At 72.6% G+C, this 14,844-nt stretch carries 14 protein-coding genes; 7 read left to right on the top strand and 7 right to left on the bottom strand.

The features are described 5' to 3' along the window. The first annotated feature begins 88 nt into the window (after positions 1 to 88). The 3 genes from MTQ10_RS07155 to gap all read left to right on the top strand — a co-directional run bounded on the left by MTQ10_RS07155 (position 89) and on the right by gap (position 2,477). Positions 89 to 307: a hypothetical protein gene (locus MTQ10_RS07155; RefSeq protein WP_247463412.1), complete on the top strand. Its 219-nt coding sequence runs from the start codon at positions 89 to 91 to the stop codon at positions 305 to 307. A gap of 29 nt (positions 308 to 336) precedes the next feature. After that, the gene (locus MTQ10_RS07160; protein WP_247463413.1) at positions 337 to 1,293 is read left to right on the top strand and encodes a GlxA family transcriptional regulator; all 957 of its coding nucleotides are present in this window, start codon (positions 337 to 339) and stop codon (positions 1,291 to 1,293) included. Between the two features lie 188 nt (positions 1,294 to 1,481). Continuing rightward, complete coding sequence (gap, locus tag MTQ10_RS07165) at positions 1,482 to 2,477, top strand: type I glyceraldehyde-3-phosphate dehydrogenase (protein WP_247463416.1); 996 nt, start codon at positions 1,482 to 1,484, stop codon at positions 2,475 to 2,477. 203 nt (positions 2,478 to 2,680) lie between these two features. On the opposite strand, the gene MTQ10_RS07170 is transcribed toward gap, so the two are convergent. Continuing rightward, positions 2,681 to 3,538: a helix-turn-helix domain-containing protein gene (locus MTQ10_RS07170; protein WP_247463417.1), complete on the bottom strand. Its 858-nt coding sequence runs from the start codon at positions 3,536 to 3,538 to the stop codon at positions 2,681 to 2,683. Between the two features lie 163 nt (positions 3,539 to 3,701). Here MTQ10_RS07170 and MTQ10_RS07175 point away from each other — a divergent pair, with 163 nt between their 5' ends. Then, positions 3,702 to 4,721 carry an aldo/keto reductase gene (locus tag MTQ10_RS07175; RefSeq protein ID WP_247463419.1) on the top strand — a complete coding sequence of 340 codons (1,020 nt, stop codon included), beginning with the start codon at positions 3,702 to 3,704 and terminating at the stop codon, positions 4,719 to 4,721. A gap of 44 nt (positions 4,722 to 4,765) precedes the next feature. On the opposite strand, the gene MTQ10_RS07180 is transcribed toward MTQ10_RS07175, so the two are convergent. Both MTQ10_RS07180 and MTQ10_RS07185 read right to left on the bottom strand, forming a co-directional pair. Further along, positions 4,766 to 5,194: a MarR family winged helix-turn-helix transcriptional regulator gene (locus MTQ10_RS07180; protein WP_247463421.1), complete on the bottom strand. Its 429-nt coding sequence runs from the start codon at positions 5,192 to 5,194 to the stop codon at positions 4,766 to 4,768. Positions 5,195 to 5,282: 88 nt separating this feature from the next. Then, complete coding sequence (locus MTQ10_RS07185; RefSeq protein ID WP_247463423.1) at positions 5,283 to 5,927, bottom strand: MBL fold metallo-hydrolase; 645 nt, start codon at positions 5,925 to 5,927, stop codon at positions 5,283 to 5,285. 419 nt (positions 5,928 to 6,346) lie between these two features. On the opposite strand from MTQ10_RS07185, the gene MTQ10_RS07190 reads away from it, so the two are divergent. Continuing rightward, on the top strand, positions 6,347 to 6,661 hold the full coding sequence (locus MTQ10_RS07190; protein ID WP_247463425.1) for an alpha-amylase: 315 nt from the start codon (positions 6,347 to 6,349) through the stop codon (positions 6,659 to 6,661). Between the two features lie 78 nt (positions 6,662 to 6,739). Here MTQ10_RS07190 and rph read toward each other — a convergent pair whose 3' ends face one another. Both rph and MTQ10_RS07200 read right to left on the bottom strand, forming a co-directional pair. Then, on the bottom strand, positions 6,740 to 9,400 hold the full coding sequence (rph, locus tag MTQ10_RS07195; RefSeq protein WP_247463427.1) for a rifamycin-inactivating phosphotransferase: 2,661 nt from the start codon (positions 9,398 to 9,400) through the stop codon (positions 6,740 to 6,742). Between the two features lie 319 nt (positions 9,401 to 9,719). Then, on the bottom strand, positions 9,720 to 10,166 hold the full coding sequence (locus MTQ10_RS07200; protein ID WP_247463429.1) for a DUF7144 family membrane protein: 447 nt from the start codon (positions 10,164 to 10,166) through the stop codon (positions 9,720 to 9,722). 235 nt (positions 10,167 to 10,401) lie between these two features. Here MTQ10_RS07200 and MTQ10_RS07205 point away from each other — a divergent pair, with 235 nt between their 5' ends. Continuing rightward, on the top strand, positions 10,402 to 10,896 hold the full coding sequence (locus MTQ10_RS07205) for an FxLYD domain-containing protein (protein ID WP_247463431.1): 495 nt from the start codon (positions 10,402 to 10,404) through the stop codon (positions 10,894 to 10,896). A 21-nt stretch (positions 10,897 to 10,917) separates the two neighbouring features. Beyond that, the gene (locus MTQ10_RS07210) at positions 10,918 to 11,499 is read left to right on the top strand and encodes a potassium channel family protein (protein WP_247463433.1); all 582 of its coding nucleotides are present in this window, start codon (positions 10,918 to 10,920) and stop codon (positions 11,497 to 11,499) included. A 99-nt stretch (positions 11,500 to 11,598) separates the two neighbouring features. On the opposite strand, the gene ppdK is transcribed toward MTQ10_RS07210, so the two are convergent. Beyond that, complete coding sequence (gene ppdK, locus MTQ10_RS07215) at positions 11,599 to 14,280, bottom strand: pyruvate, phosphate dikinase (protein WP_247463436.1); 2,682 nt, start codon at positions 14,278 to 14,280, stop codon at positions 11,599 to 11,601. 2 nt (positions 14,281 to 14,282) lie between these two features. After that, on the bottom strand, positions 14,283 to 14,792 hold the full coding sequence (locus MTQ10_RS07220; protein ID WP_247463439.1) for a flavodoxin domain-containing protein: 510 nt from the start codon (positions 14,790 to 14,792) through the stop codon (positions 14,283 to 14,285). Positions 14,793 to 14,844: the final 52 nt, after the last annotated feature.

The following is a 14,844-nucleotide window of genomic DNA, read 5'->3' on the forward strand; positions in this document are numbered from 1 at the left end:
CCGTACGGGCGGCCTCCGGTCGCGGTCCGGGCACACGACCGGCCCATGACGTGGTGCGGGCCGGGGCGGGCTGCCGCACGGTGGGTCCATGGTTTCCCCTCAGCCCATCGTGGTGTTCCCGCCCGGCGCGGACGGCGGGCGCCGGGTGCGGGTCGGCGGACGGTTCGTCGGCATGGCGTACGGCCCCCTGGACGTCGTGGAGTTCCTGCGGCTGGCCGGTCTGGACGAGGTGGACGACGACTGGGTGCGCGAGTCGCCGCTCATCGAGTGGCGGGGCGGCGGCGCCCGGGTGTGGCAGCCGCACTGACGCGGCCGGACCGCGCATAGGCTTGCGCTGTGTCCGCCACCCGTCTGCGCCGTGTCGCCGTGCTCGTGCTGGAGGGCGCGAAGCCGCTCGATGTCGGCATCCCCGCCCAGGTCTTCACGACGCGCGCGAGCATGCCGTACGAGGTGCGGGTGTGCGGGGCGGCGCGGGGGCCGGTCACCGGCGGGGACGGGCTGTCGTACTCCGTGGCGCACGGTCTGGAGGCGCTGGAGTGGGCGGACATCGTGTTCGTGCCCGGCTATCGGTTCCCGGACCGTGAGGACCCGCCGCGTGCCGTGGTGGAGGCGCTGGTCGCCGCTCATGCGCGGGGTGCGCGGCTCGCCGCGATCTCGACGGGGGCCTTCGCTCTCGCCTCGACGGGTCTGCTGGACGGCCGCCGCGCGACCACGCACTGGCATTACACGCGGGCGCTGGCGGCGCGGCATCCTCTGGTCCGGGTCGACGAGAACGTGCTGTTCGTCGACGAGGGCAGTGTGCTGACCTCGGCCGGTGCGGCGTCCGGGATCGATCTGTGCCTGCACATCCTGCGCGGTGATCTGGGCGTGGCCGCTTCCAACCATGCCGCGCGGCGGCTGGTGGCGGCGCCGTACCGCAGCGGCGGGCAGGCCCAGTACGTGCCGCGGAGTGTGCCGGAGCCGCGCGGAGAGCGGTTCGGCGCCACCCGCGAGTGGGCGCTGCGCCGGCTCGGTGAACCCTTGACGCTGGAGGTGCTGGCGCGGCAGGCCGGGGTGTCGCCGCGTACGTTCTCCAGGCGTTTCGTGGAGGAGACCGGCTGTACGCCGATGCAGTGGGTGATGCGGGCGCGGATCGATCTGGCGCGGGAGCTGCTGGAGCGGTCGCAGCGCAGTGTGGAGCAGATCGCCGCCGATGTCGGGCTGGGCACGGGCGCGAATCTGCGTCTGCATTTCCAGCGGATCCTCGGCACCACGCCGAGCGAGTACCGGCGCACGTTCACGCGGGGCGAGTAGGCGTCGCTTCCAAGGGCGCGGTCCTGCGGGGGAGCTGTCCTGCTGCGGGTCCGTGCAGGTGTTGCCGGGGCGTTTCGGGGCCGTTGCGGGCGGGTGGCGGGATCCTTGTGAACCGTGGCGTTCCCGCCACTGTCAGCGGGTCGGGCGGTCGGCGAGCCTGGGGTTGCGAAGGGAAAGGAGCCCAGTTCATGACCCGCATAGCCATCAATGGTTTCGGCCGTATCGGACGCAATGTGCTGCGCGCGCTGCTGGAGCGTGACAGTGCCCTGGAGATCGTCGCGGTGAACGATCTGACGGAGCCGGCCGCGCTGGCGCGGCTGCTCGCCTTCGACAGCACGGCGGGGCGGCTCGGCCGTCCGGTGTCCGTCGACGGTGACACCCTCGTCGTCGACGGCCGTCGTACACGGGTGCTCGCGGAGCGCGAGCCGGCGGCGCTGCCGTGGGCGGAGCTCGGCGTGGACATCGTGCTGGAGTCGACCGGCCGTTTCACCTCGGCCAGGGCCGCTCGCGCCCATCTGGACGCGGGGGCGCGGAAGGTGCTGGTGAGCGCTCCGTCCGACGGGGCCGATGTCACGCTGGCGTACGGCGTGAACACCGACGCCTACGACGCGGAGCTGCACACGATCGTCTCGAACGCCTCCTGCACCACGAACGCGTTGGCGCCGCTCGCCGCCGTCCTCGACGAACTCGCGGGCATCGAGCACGGGTTCATGACGACGGTGCACGCCTACACCCAGGAGCAGAACCTTCAGGACGGCCCGCACCGCGACGCGCGCCGGGCCCGGGCGGCGGGCGTGAACATCGTGCCGACGACGACGGGTGCGGCGAAGGCGATCGGCCTGGTGCTGCCGAACCTGGACGGCAAGCTGTCCGGTGACTCGATCCGGGTGCCGGTGCCGGTGGGCTCGATCGTGGAGCTGAACACGACGGTGGCCCGGGACGTGACGCGTGACGACGTGCTGGCGGCGTACCGGGCGGCGGCCGCGGGGCCGCTGGCCGGCATCCTGGAGTACTCGGAGGACCCGCTGGTCTCGTCCGACATCACCGGCAACCCGGCGTCGGCGATCTTCGACTCGGCGCTGACCAGGGTCGACGGCCGTCATGTGAAGGTCGTCGCCTGGTACGACAACGAGTGGGGTTTCTCGAACCGGGTGATCGACACGCTGGAACTGCTCGCCGCGTGAGCCGCACCGGGTGAACGTGCCGAGTCCTTCGCGGTCCAGGTGTCCGGCCGCGGAGGACTCACCGGTTTCCTCACGCCGTGGGGCTGCTCGTGGCGAACGCTCGTGTCGAACCGGCTCTCGTACGGCTGCGGCGTACGGCTCGTGCCGAACCGCTCATGGTATACGGCTCGCGGCGTACGGCGGGTCCGGACCGCGTCCCGCGGTCAGGTGTCCGTGCCGGCGCCCGTGAGGGTCTGGACGCCGACGACCTCCAGCAGCCGCAGCCGTTCGGCGGTCTCGCTGCCCTCGGCCGCGCTGAACGCCATGATGCGCAGATCGGTGCCGAGCGCCGCGAGGAAGTCGCAGTCGAGGGTGAGTTCACCCACGCTCGCGTGCCGGAGCGTCTTGGTCAGGGACTCGTGCACGCCCACCACGCCGGAGTCCCACAGTGCCGCGAAGTCGTCGCTGCGGGAGCGCAGCTCGCCGATGAGCGCGGCCAGCCCGGCGTCCTTGGGATAGCGGGCGGATGCCGCCCGCAGGTCGGACACGAAGGCCGCGCGGTGTCCCGTCCGCCGGCTGACCGCCTGCGGGTATCCGGCGGGCGGTGCGACGAAGGACCACCACACGGCGTTCCTGCCGAAGCCGCGTGAGGGCGGCGGATCACCGAACAGTGCCGCCCACAGCGGGTTCCACATGATGAGGTTCCAGGCGGCGTCGTACACGCTGAGCGGTGTGCCGGTCAGCCGGTCGAGGAGACGCTGTACGCCCGCCGGCACATGATCGGAGATCTGTCCGGCGCTGGGCACTGTCTGACCGGCGAGCACGAACAGGTGCTCCCGCTCCGCGGTCGTCAGCCGCAGTGCCCGTGCCAGCGCGGACAGCACCTGCGGGGACGGGTTGGTCGACCTGCCCTGTTCGAGCCGCACGATGTAGTCGACGGACAGCCCGGCGAGCCGGGCGAGTTCCTCCCGGCGCAGGCCCGGCGCGCGCCGGCCTCCGCTGTCGGGGAGGCCGACCTGGGCCGGTTGTGTGCGGTCCCGCCAGGCATGCAACGCCCTGCCGAGATCCGTGGTTCCGGTCATGCCCCGAGTATCGCCGACCGGTCGCGCCCCGTCGTGGTACTGCGGGTCCACAGGCTGCGGCGGGCACTGGTCGTCGCCCTCGGGGCCGGGGACGGTGGACGCACCGGCCCACGGCCGGCGGTCGGCGGGGACCCCCGCCGATCCGCACCGAAGGAGCACGTTGATGAAGTACCGCAACCTCGGGCGGACCGGGATCAAGGTCAGCCCCTACGGACTGGGCACGCTGATGCTGGCCGGCGTGATGGGCAACGACCCCGACGAGTCGGTCAGGATCATCCACAGGGCGATCGACGCGGGGATCAACCTCATCGACACCGCCGACCGCTACGGGGACTCGGAGGACATCGTCGGGAGGGCCCTTAAGGGCCGCCGCGACGAGGTGGTGCTGGCCACCAAGGTGGGCCTGCCCATGGGCGAGGGCCCCAACCGGAAGGGCGCCTCACGCCGCTGGATCACCACGGCCGTGGAGAACTCGCTGCGCCGGCTCGGCACCGATCACATCGACGTCTACCAGTTGCAGCGGCCCGACCCGGACACCGACCTGGAGGAGACCCTTTCCGTCCTGACCGACCTGGTGAGGGCCGGCAAGGTGCGCGCCGTCGGCTCGTCCACCACTCCCCCGTCGATGATCGTGCAGGCGCAGTGGGTGGCGGAACGGGCAGGGCTGCATCGGATGCGCACCGAGCAGCCGCCGTACTCGATCCTGAACCGCGGCATCGAACGGGAGGTCCTGCCGCTCGCGCAGGAGTACGGCATGGGGGTGATGGTGTGGGGCCCGTTCGGTCAGGGCCTGCTGACCGGCCGGGTGCGCAAGGGCGGGGAGAACGACCTCAAGCGCACGCGGTTCTCGCGGCATCTGTCCGACGAGCGCCGTATCGATGTCGTCGAAGAACTCGTCCCGCTCGCGAAGGAGGCCGGACTGCCCCTGACGCACCTGGCCATGGCTTTCACCGTCGCCCACCCCGGGGTCAGTGCCGCGCTGCTCGGCCCGCGCACGATGGAGCATCTCGACGATCTGCTGGCGGGGGCCGGGGTCGAGTTGTCCGACGACCTCCTCGACCGGATCGACGAGATCGTCCCGCCGGGCACCGATGTCACCGCGCTCGACCAGGAGTACCGGCCGCCTGCCCTGCTGGACGCCGCTCTTCGGCGCCGCCCCGCCGGGCTCCGGTCGGCGGCCTGAGCCCGGACGGCCCGGCGGGTGGATGTGCCGGGGGGGTGCGCGGGTCAGTGGTTTCGCAGGTAGGCGGTGAGGCGGGCGAGGAGAGGCACGCAGTCGCGCAGGTGCTGTTGTTCGGCCGGGCTGAGTTCCTCGCGGAGGGCGACGCTCAGACGGTCGGAGCGCTGGGCGCGGGCCGTGCGGAGCCGGGCGCGTCCGGTGTCGGTGATGTGGACGAGGAGTTTCCGGCCGTCGGTGGGGTGGGGCTCGGTGCGCACGAGTCCGCCGGTGCGCAGGTCCTTGACGGTCTTCGCGGACGACTGGTGGGTGACGCCCCGGCGTTGTGCCAGTTCGGCCGTGGTCTGCGGGCCGGTGCGGTCCAGATGGCCGAGGACGGCGGCTTCCGCGAGGGGCAGGGTGTCGACCGCGCGTACGGTGCGGACCAGTTCCCCGATGGTCTGCCGCAGGTCCTCTGCGAGGGTGTCCTCGTCGTCCATGGGTGCATCCTAGGCGGGTCGTGCAGCCGGGGTGTACAAGCGGGCTGTACGCCCCGGCGGGGAGTGCGGTCCGCCGGGTTGCCCGGTGTCACAGGTCGACGGTGGTGCCGGGTGCCAGGCGGGTGACGGGGATGCCGGTCAGGCCGTTCTCGCCGAGGAGCGTGGCGGTGGACTGCCGGCCGAGGTCGCTGAGCATCAGCTCGTGGATCTGGATGATCCGCTCGGGCCGGACCGCGCGGACGTAGTCGGCGGCTTCGCCGAGCTTGGTCCAGGGTCCGCTCGTCGGCAGCAGGAGGGTGCGCACGCGCGCGTGGGGCGCGAAGTAGGCGTCGCCCGGGTGGTAGACGGCGCCGTCGTCGACGAGGTAGCCGACGTTGTCGGGGCACGCGATGTCGGCGTGGATCAGCGCGTGGCGGTGGCCGTGGGCGGAGACGGTGAAGGAGCCGACGGTGAACGTGTCGCCGTCGGCGACGCAGCGGACGCGCCCGTCGTGGTCGCCGAGCCGGTCGGCGACCAAGGCCGGTGCGTAGACGCGCAGGCCGGGCCGGTCCTTCAGGGCGGCTGCGACGAGCTTGTCGTCGAAGTGGTCGAAGTGCTCGTGGGTGATGAGTACGGCGTCGGCGCGGCCCACGGCTTCGGCCGCTTCGGGCGTGAAGGTGCCGGGGTCGACGACGAGGCGGGTGCCGTCCTTCTCCAGGGCGACGCAGGCGTGGGCGAACTTGGTGAGACGCACAGGACTTCCTTCCGGGAACCAGAAATTTGTACAATCAAACTGTACAACATGGTTGTGGATATCACGGTGCGGCCGTCGGCCGGAGCGGCCGGATGCGGCCGGATGCCCGGACTCCGCCCCCCGCAGGTCGAGGGCAGGCCACGAGGGCCCGCGGGTGCGACCACCTGCGAAGCGACGGGCGCGTCAGGTGGTGAACACAGAAATGCTCAAGGAATCAACCATGGCGTCATGCAACAGCGGCATCGACATCGCAGGTCAGATGCGGTCGACGCCCGTAAGACACACGGTGGCCGAATGAGCCGGGCGCCGCATTGCGCGACGCCCGGCAGACCACAGACTGTCATCCATTGAACACAGGACAGGCCGTCAGTCGCCCTGTGTCTTCAAGTCTTTGACGGATTCTCAGGAAGGTCACCGCCATGCACAGACGAGTCCTGCGGTACGCGGCCCTCGCGGGTGCGGGAGTCGCGCTCGCCCTGTCCGCCGTCGCGACCGGGCCGGCCGCCGCCGACACGGCCGTCCCCGGCCCCGCGCCCTCCTGCGTGACGCTCCATCAGAGCTGGCGCTACACCCAGGCCGAGAACGGCTGCGCCGACACGCTCACCGTGAAGGTCGTCTACGAGGACGACACCGAGGGTGTCTGCCACATCGTGGAACCGCGTCGGATCACGACCGTGGGCGAGGGCTACATCGGCCCGCACGGCCACGCCCGCCACCTGTCCCTCTGCCCCTGACACCGCGCGGCCCCGGTGCGCCGCGCCGCATCCCGTACGGCGCGGTCAGGGCACCCGGCCACCCTCGGTGACGGCCCGTCAGCCCAGGATCTCCACCCACCCCTCCGTGCCGTGCACACGGATACGGGCGCCGTCCACGATCACGCGGGTGGCGTCGGGGACGCCGACGACGGCCGGCAGACCGTACTCGCGGGCGATGACCGCGCCATGGGTCATCGCGCCGCCGACCTCGGCCACCAGGCCGGCGACGCCGACGAACAGCGGCGACCAGCTGGGGTCGGTGAACGTGGTGACGAGGATGTCGCCCGCTTCGAGTTCGGCGTCGGCGATGTCGTGGACGACGCGGGCCCTGCCCTCCACCGTGCCCGCTGACACCGGCAGGCCGGCCAGCGCGCCCTCCGGGACGTCGTCGCGCCGGTACGACCCGTCGAGGGCCTCGCCGTCCGAGGTGAGCACGCGGGGCGGGGTGAGCGTGCGATGGAACCGGAACTCCTCCTTGCGCCGCCGCAGCAGCCCCTCGTCCACCCGATGGGTGCGCGCGACCTCGTGCAGCTCCTCGAAGGTCAGGTGGAAGGCGTCCTCCCGGCCGGCGAGGACGCCGGCCGCCACGAGACGGTCCGCCTCCGCCATGAGGGCCTGCTTGTACAGGAAGTAGCGGCTGACGACGTCGTACTTCGGGTACTCCCGGTAGCCGATGAAGGTCCGCACCCGGTCGATCATGCGTTTCGTCTCGTCCGCCTTGGCCGCGCCGTCCGGCAGTGCCCGCAGGCGGGCCAGGACGTCCCGCTCCTTCTCGTACGCCCGTCTCCGGCCCTCCTCGAACCGCTGCCGGGCGGCTCCCGGGCCGAAGTTGCGCACGTTGTCGAGGAGCGCGGGCACGAGCGCGGCGGGGTGTTCCCGCCAGCGGGGCCGCGTGATGTCGATCTCGCCGACGCAGCGCATGCCGTACCGGTCGAGGTAGGCCTCGACGGCGTCGCGGACCTCGCGTCCGCCGGGCAGCTCCGCCAGCTTCCCGAGGAAGCCGTCGTCGTCTCCGTCGACCGTCCGCAGGAACTCCACCACCTGCGGGCGGGGCCGGACGACGTCGGCGACGTCGAGGAGGGCCAGGCCCATCTCGGAGGTGATGTTGCCGGGGGCGGAGAGGGTGAGGGTGTCGGCGGCGTTCTTCTCCCCCAGCCATTCCTGGAGGTGGTCGTTGAGCCACCATGTGGCCTCCATCCCCGCCATGATCACCTGGATGCTCAGCGGATCGCCGAGCACCCGTCTGTGTTCCGCGAACGCCTCCAGCAGGAATCCGAACAGCTCCGGCCCGCTCTTCGTGCGAAGGTCCCGGGCGAGCTGCTCGCGGGACGCCTCGCAGCGGCTGATCAGCTCCTTGACCAGGCCGGGGTCGGTCTCTATCGGAGCGGGCGCACTCCCGCGCCCGGACGGCGGTGCCGGTGCCGCCCCGGACGGCGGTGCCGGTGCCGCACCGGACGGTGCCGCCCCGGACGCCGCCGCCGGGAGGACGTCGTCGCGCTCGAGGACGGTCTCCAGCGCGTCCTTGGTCAGCGGGTCCGATCTGCCGACCATGTCCAGCAGCGCGGCGCGCCCCGAGGGCGAGGCCAGCCGGGCCGTGGCGTCGACGAACAGCCGGCCGCCCGCCACGAGCATCGGCGCCATGGACGTCAGCTGCCACACCGACAGGCCGAGGGGTTTCATCGCGTCGGTCATCATCTGCTGGTGGCCGACGGAGAGATAGATGTGCTTCTCGTCGTCGCCGGCGTCCGGGACGGGGAACAGGTTGGTGATCGGCCGGCTCTGCACGATCCAGACATCGGTACGGGACCCGTCGTCCGTCAGGCACCACTCGATGTCCTGCGGGCTGCCGAAGTGCGCCTCGATCCGCCGGCCGAGCCGCTCCAGCTCCAGCACCTCCGCGTCGCTCAGCGCCGGCCGGTCCCGGTGCCCCGCCTCGACGGGCACCTCCTGGGTGCCGCCGCCGGGCAGCGCCCGCACGGCGCGCTGCTTCGCGCCGACCGTCCTGCCGACGACGCGGCCGTCGCGGACGGTGAAGACGTCCGGCCCGACCAGACCGGAGACCAGGGCCTCGCCGAGCCCGTACGCGGCCTCCACGGCGGCCGTCCGGCGGTGGCCGGAGACCGGATCCGCGGTGAACAGCACACCCGCGGCCCGAGGGAGGACCATCCGCTGCACGACCACGCCCATGTGCACGGCACGGTGGTCGATGCCGTTCCGCAGGCGGTAGGTGACGGCCCGGTCGCTGAAGAGCGAGGCCCAGCACCGGCGGATGTGCCGCAGCACCTCGTCCGCGCCGACGACGTTCAGGTACGTGTCCTGCTGGCCGGCGAAGGACGCCGTCGGCAAGTCCTCGGCGGTGGCGCTGGACCGTACGGCGAAGGCGGTCCCGTCGGCGAACCGGGCGAGTGCGCCGTCCACGGCCTCGGCGACCTCGTCCGGGACGGGCGTGTCCTCGACGGCCCGGCGGACGCGCGCGCCGAGAACGCGGAGTCCTTCCCGGTCGTCGGGGCCGGTGTGCGCCAGCTCCTCCAGCAGATCCCGGACGGCGGGCGTGCGCGTGACGGCGCGCCGGTACGCGTCCGTGGTGACGCAGAAGCCGTCCGGCACGCGGATGCCGTCGATCCGCGTGAGCGCGCCCAGTTGTGCTCCCTTGCCGCCGACGTCCGCGATGCGTGACGCGTCGACCTCGCGCAGATCCCGCACATACGACTCGGTCATCACGACACCTCCGCGACCGTCGGACCCGCAATTGTTCTGTGCTGCATTCCCTTCGACGGATTTCCTCTTTCCGACGCGGTGGACGGCGCATACGCACATCCTCCGCGCGTCGACAACGGCATCGGCACTCGTGCCTCGTTTCCGCAGGTTGTGGCTCGGGCCGATGATTCTGCGCGCTGAGGGGGGCCTTGCCACAAGGCCCCCCTCCTGCTATACGTTGAAAAGGGCAAGGAGAAATCGACATCTCCTTGCCCCATTCGTTTTTCCGCTTTCCCCCGTTTTTCGCTGATCTCCCCGTGCCCTCGGGGTGACCGAAGGCTCAGTACCGGGCGTTCTCCGGCCGGTAGGTGGCCAGGGCCCAGATCACGAACACGTCCAGCGCCATCATGATCACCGACCAGACGGGCTGGTACGGCAGGAACAGGAACTGCGCGACGAGGCTCAGCGAGGCCAGCGCGATACCGACCGCGCGCGCCCAGGAGGCACCGTGGAGGATGCCGGCTCCCGCGCAGGCGGCGATGACGCCGAGGATCAGCAGGATCCAGCCCCAACCGGTGAGGTTGATCTCGTACACATAGCTGCCGATACGGGCGTACACGTCGTCCTCGGCGATCGCGGCGATGCCCTGGAGGACTGCCAGGATGCCGTTGAGCAGCAGCAGGACACCGGCGAACGTGGCTCCGCCGGCCACCCACGGGCTCTGCCCGGTGGGGGCGGTCCGCCCGTGGTCGCCCTGTCCCGGTCCCGAGTGAGGCTGTGCGGTCATGGTCGCGCTCCGTTCTCGCACGGCGAGCGGCGCCGGTCGGCGCCCGCCGGACCTGGTTCCGACGATCGGCCGTGGGGCGGGGCACGGCCATGAGGGGGACGCCGTTCGGGTGAACGCCGCTCGGTGAGGGCGGGCCCTGCCGGGGCGGACGCCCGGATACGGGGCGCCCGGACATGCGGGCCGGGCGCGACGCCCGTTGACTGGTGGAGCCGGATCGGATCGGGCAGGAGGCGGCATGGGCGGACGGATGTCCCGGGCCACGGCGGCCGTGGTGCTCGCAGTGGCGGCCGGGGTGAGCGGCTGCTCGGACGGTGACGTGTCGGATGTGGCGAGCAGAGCCGCGTCCGTCGGCGCCGAGGCCACCGCTGCCGCCTCGTCGCTGGCGTCGCAGGGCGCGGAGGCGCTGGCGTCGGCCACCGCGGAGGTGCGGCGCGAGCTGGACTCGGTGAAGGGCGGCGTCGACGCCGAGTCGGACGTCACGCTCGGCGACCCGGAAACCGACGGCGACGGCCGTACGACGGTCGAGGTCACCGCGCGCAACACCACGGACGAGCAGAGGTCGTTCGCCGTGCAGGTCGACTTCCGCGACTCCGGGGGCAACCTCCTGGACGTCGTGCTGGTGACCGTTCCGGACGTGGCCGCGAACGCGTCGGGCAAGGCGACGGCGCGCAGCACGCACCGCCTGTCCGGCACGGTGCGGGCCCGGGTCGCGAACGCGCTGCGGTACTGACAGGCGGCAGGACGGCCCCGCGTGAACAACTCGCCACGACCGCCCGACCCGGCCCCGGTGCCGGGCGGTACGCCGTCCGGGCCCGTCGCCGGTTCGTCCTGGCCGGCGGTCGGCGCGCTGCTGCTGGTGATCGCCGCGATCGTCGCCTACTTCGTGCTGCCGCTGCACGAACTGGGCCCGCAGCGGCCGGTGCTGAGCTGGACCCTGCTGTGCGTGTCGCTCGGGCTCATCGCGTTGCTGATCCTGCGTCAGATCCTCGATGTGCTGCAGGACCGGCCCGAGGTGAGTTCGGGTCTGCTCCTGCCGCTCCTGCTGTGCCTGTCGGTCCTCGTCTTCGCCGGCGCCTACTACGTCCTGGGGCGGGTGGCCGGTGAGATCTCCGGCCTCAGCACACGTCTCGACGCCCTCTACTTCACGCTGGTGACCCTGGCGACCATCGGGTACGGCGACATCGTCCCGCAGGGTCAGTCGGCCCGGGGCGTGGTGATCGTGCAGATCGTCTACACGTTCGTGTTCGTCACCGCGGCGGGGGCGGCGCTGAGCCGTCGGGTGCGGCGGGCGTTCGAGATCCGGCATCACGTCCGGGACCGGCCGCCCTCCTGAACAGCCCCGGACGGCAGGCGCGTCGGGGGCCTTCGGCAGGGCCTCGGCTTCGAGTTCCGCGTCCTCGCCCCGCACTGACCCGCGCGTGCCGGGCCCCGGTCACCGGCTGTCGGTTCCCTCCGTGCCGTCGAGGGCGGCCCGGCCCGCCTCGAGCCGGGCCGCGGGGACGCGGAACGGCGAGCAGGAGACGTAGTCGAGACCGGCCCGGTGGAAGAAGTGGACGGAGGCCGGGTCACCGCCGTGCTCGCCGCACACGCCCGTCTCCAGGCGCGGGGCGGCGGCGCGGCCTTCCGCGACGGCGAGTTCCACGAGACGGCCGACGCCCTCCTCGTCGATCGTCTCGAACGGCGACACGGCGAGGACGCCCCTCTCCAGATACAGCGGGAGGAAGGAGGCCTCCGCGTCGTCGCGGGACAGGCCCCAGGTGGTCTGGGTCAGGTCGTTGGTGCCGAAGGAGAAGAAGTCGGCCACCTCGGCGAGGCGTCCTGCGGTGAGGGCGGCCCGCGGCAGCTCGATCATGGTGCCGACGGGGCAGTCCAGGTCGTGCTCCGGCAGGCCGGCCTCGGCGGCGACCTCGGCGAGGACCCGCTCCGCCTCGGCGCGGGCGAGCCGCAGCTCCTCCACGGTGCCCACCAGCGGGATCATGATCTCGGGGCGTGGCCTGCCGCCGTCCCGGCGGCGCTGTACGACGGCCTCGGCGAGCGCGCGGACCTGCATGGCCGTCAGTCCGGGCACGGCCAGGCCGAGGCGGACGCCGCGCAGCCCGAGCATCGGGTTCTGCTCGCGCATGCGTTCCACGGCGTCCAGCAGGGCGCGGTCGTGCGGGTCGGGGTCCGGGCTGCGGGCGAGGCGGACCGCGAGCCGGGTGCGGTCGGGCAGGAACTCGTGCAGCGGGGGGTCGATGAGGCGGACGGTGACCGGCAGGCCGTCCATCGCGGCGAGGATGCCGGTGAAGTCGGCGCGTTGCAGGGGCAGCAGGGCGGCGAGTGCCTGTTCGCGGGCGGTGTCGTCGCGGGCCAGGATGAGCTGTTCGACCAGTGTCCTGCGCTCGCCGAGGAACATGTGCTCGGTACGGCACAGCCCGATGCCCTGGGCGCCCAGCGCGCGGGCGCGGACGGCGTCCTCGGGGGTGTCGGCGTTGGCGCGCACCTCCAGGCGACGTACGGCGTCGGCGTGGGCGAGGGCGGCGAGCACGGCCTCGGTGAGCGGGCCGTCGGCGGTGCCGGTGGCCAGGGCCTGCCCGACGTCGGAGGTGGTGAGGGGCAGCGCGCCGAGGTGGACGGTGCCGGCGGTGCCGTCGACGGAGAGGGTGTCCCCTTCGTGGACGACGACGCCGTCGGCGGTGGTGAACCGCCGCCGCTCGGTGTCGACGTCGAGGGTGTCGGCGCCGCACACGCACACCCTGCCCATGCCGCGGGCGACGACGGCGGCATGGCTGGTCTTGCCGCCGCGGCTGGTGAGGACGGCGCGGGCGGCGATCATGCCGGGCAGGTCGTCGGGGGAGGTCTCCCGGCGGACCAGCACCGCGGGCTCGCCGGCGGCGGCACGGCGTACGGCCTCGGCGGAGTCGAAGACGGCGGCGCCGACCGCCGCGCCCGGGGAGGCGGGCACGCCGCGGGCGAGAGGCGTGTCGTCGGGGGTGGCGAACCGGGGGAACATCAGCCGGGTCAGTCCGGCGCCGTCGACCCGTGCCAGCGCCTCGTCGGCGCTGATGGTGCCTTCCTCGCTCAGGTCGTGGGCGATGCGGAAGGCGGCCTCGGCGGTGCGTTTGCCGATGCGGGTCTGCAGGATCCACAGCCGGCCGCGCTCCACGGTGAACTCCACGTCGCACAGGTCGCGGTAGTGCCGCTCCAGGGTGCGCAGATGGTCGCCGAGTTGGTGGTGGACGCGGGGGGCGATGCGCCGCAGCTCGGTGAGGGGCACGGTGTCGCGGACACCGGAGACGACGTCCTCGCCCTGTGCGTCGGGCAGATAGTCGCCGTACAGGCCGGGTGCGCCGGTGGCGGGGTCGCGGGTGAAGGCGACGCCGGTGCCGGAGTCGGCGCCGAGGTTGCCGAACACCATGGCCTGGACGTTGACGGCGGTGCCGAGGTCGTCGGGGATGTGCTCGCGGCGGCGGTAGACGCGGGCGCGTTCGCTGTTCCAGGAGGCGAAGACGGCGCGGACGGCGCGGGTGAGCTGTTCGCCGGGGTCCTGCGGGAAGTCCTCCCCGGTCTCCCGGCGGACGATGCTCTTGAACTCGTCGGTGAGCGCGGCCACTTCGGCGGCGTCCAGGGCGTGCTCGTCGTGCGTGCCGCGCCGGGCGGTGCGGGCGGCGATGGCCTGCTCGAACAGGTGGGCGTCCACGCCCAGCACGACATGGCCGAACATCTGGACGAGGCGCCGGTAGGAGTCCCAGGCGAACCGTTCCTGTCCGGTGGCCTCGGCGAGTCCGATGACGGAGGTGTCGTTCAGACCGATGTCGAGGATCGTGTCCATCATGCCGGGCATCGAGAAGGGGGCGCCGGAGCGCACGGACACCAGCAGCGGGTCGTCGGCGGCGCCGAGCCGGCGGCCCATGGCCCGCTCCAGCCGGGCCATGGCGAGAGCGGTCTCGGCGGACAGTCCGGGTGGCTCCTCGCCGGTCTTCAGCCAGACGCGGCAGGCGTCGGTGGTCACGGTGAAGCCGGGCGGGACGGGCAGCCCGAGCCGGGTCATCTCGGCGAGGCCGGCTCCCTTGCCGCCGAGGAGGGCGGCCATGTCGCGGCTGCCGTCGCCGAACGCGCGTACATAGCCGGTCATGGTCACCGCTCCTGCCGTGCGCCGGTCAACTCGCCCGCGACGCGGGCCGCCCAGGCCTCGATACGGCCGAAGTCGCGGAAGTCGCCGCCCTTGCCGTCCTTGAGGATCATGCGGGCCACCCACCCCTTCGCGCCCTCCTCCAGGCAGCCGCCGAAGGTGACGTGCTCCCGGGCGCCGACCCGGTCCATGATGCGCCGGACGCCGGGCACGGGCGGGATGTCCCGCTCACCGGCGGAGGGGTCGAGCGGGCCGCTGCTGAACAGCCACACGGGCCGCTCGGCAAGGGCCTGCCGGTGGCGGCGGGCGAAGCGGCGGGAGTCCTTGTGCCAGCGTCCGGCGTAGAGGCCGCCGCCGATCACGACGGCGTCGTAGGGGGACACGTCCTGGACGGACCCGGCGGGCCGCGTCTCGGCGGTCAGTCCCTCCTTGTCGAGGACCGCGGCGACGGCGTCGGCGATCCGGGCGGTGGACCCGTTGGTCGAGCCGTACGCGACGAGCACCTTGGCGTTCATGGCGGCTTCCTCCGGTTCGGTGGGGACGATTCGGTGGGTGGGGGTTCGGTGG

The organism is Streptomyces sp. XM83C (assembly GCF_023072675.1).
Lineage (GTDB): Bacteria > Actinomycetota > Actinomycetes > Streptomycetales > Streptomycetaceae > Streptomyces > Streptomyces thermocoprophilus.

Excerpts from the sequence above, each read along its gene's own strand:
- ppdK (WP_247463436.1), bottom strand. The coding sequence starts at position 14,280 with ATGACCGGCTATGTACGCGCGTTCGGCGACGGCAGCCGCGACATGGCC.
- MTQ10_RS07180 (WP_247463421.1), bottom strand. The coding sequence starts at position 5,194 with ATGGACGACGAGGACACCCTCGCAGAGGACCTGCGGCAGACCATCGGG.
- MTQ10_RS07220 (WP_247463439.1), bottom strand. The coding sequence starts at position 14,792 with ATGAACGCCAAGGTGCTCGTCGCGTACGGCTCGACCAACGGGTCCACC.
- MTQ10_RS07155 (WP_247463412.1), top strand. The coding sequence starts at position 89 with ATGGTTTCCCCTCAGCCCATCGTGGTGTTCCCGCCCGGCGCGGACGGC.
- MTQ10_RS07170 (WP_247463417.1), bottom strand. The coding sequence starts at position 3,538 with ATGACCGGAACCACGGATCTCGGCAGGGCGTTGCATGCCTGGCGGGAC.
- gap (WP_247463416.1), top strand. The coding sequence starts at position 1,482 with ATGACCCGCATAGCCATCAATGGTTTCGGCCGTATCGGACGCAATGTG.
- rph (WP_247463427.1), bottom strand. The coding sequence starts at position 9,400 with ATGACCGAGTCGTATGTGCGGGATCTGCGCGAGGTCGACGCGTCACGC.
- MTQ10_RS07200 (WP_247463429.1), bottom strand. The coding sequence starts at position 10,166 with ATGACCGCACAGCCTCACTCGGGACCGGGACAGGGCGACCACGGGCGG.
- MTQ10_RS07205 (WP_247463431.1), top strand. The coding sequence starts at position 10,402 with ATGGGCGGACGGATGTCCCGGGCCACGGCGGCCGTGGTGCTCGCAGTG.
- MTQ10_RS07175 (WP_247463419.1), top strand. The coding sequence starts at position 3,702 with ATGAAGTACCGCAACCTCGGGCGGACCGGGATCAAGGTCAGCCCCTAC.
- MTQ10_RS07190 (WP_247463425.1), top strand. The coding sequence starts at position 6,347 with ATGCACAGACGAGTCCTGCGGTACGCGGCCCTCGCGGGTGCGGGAGTC.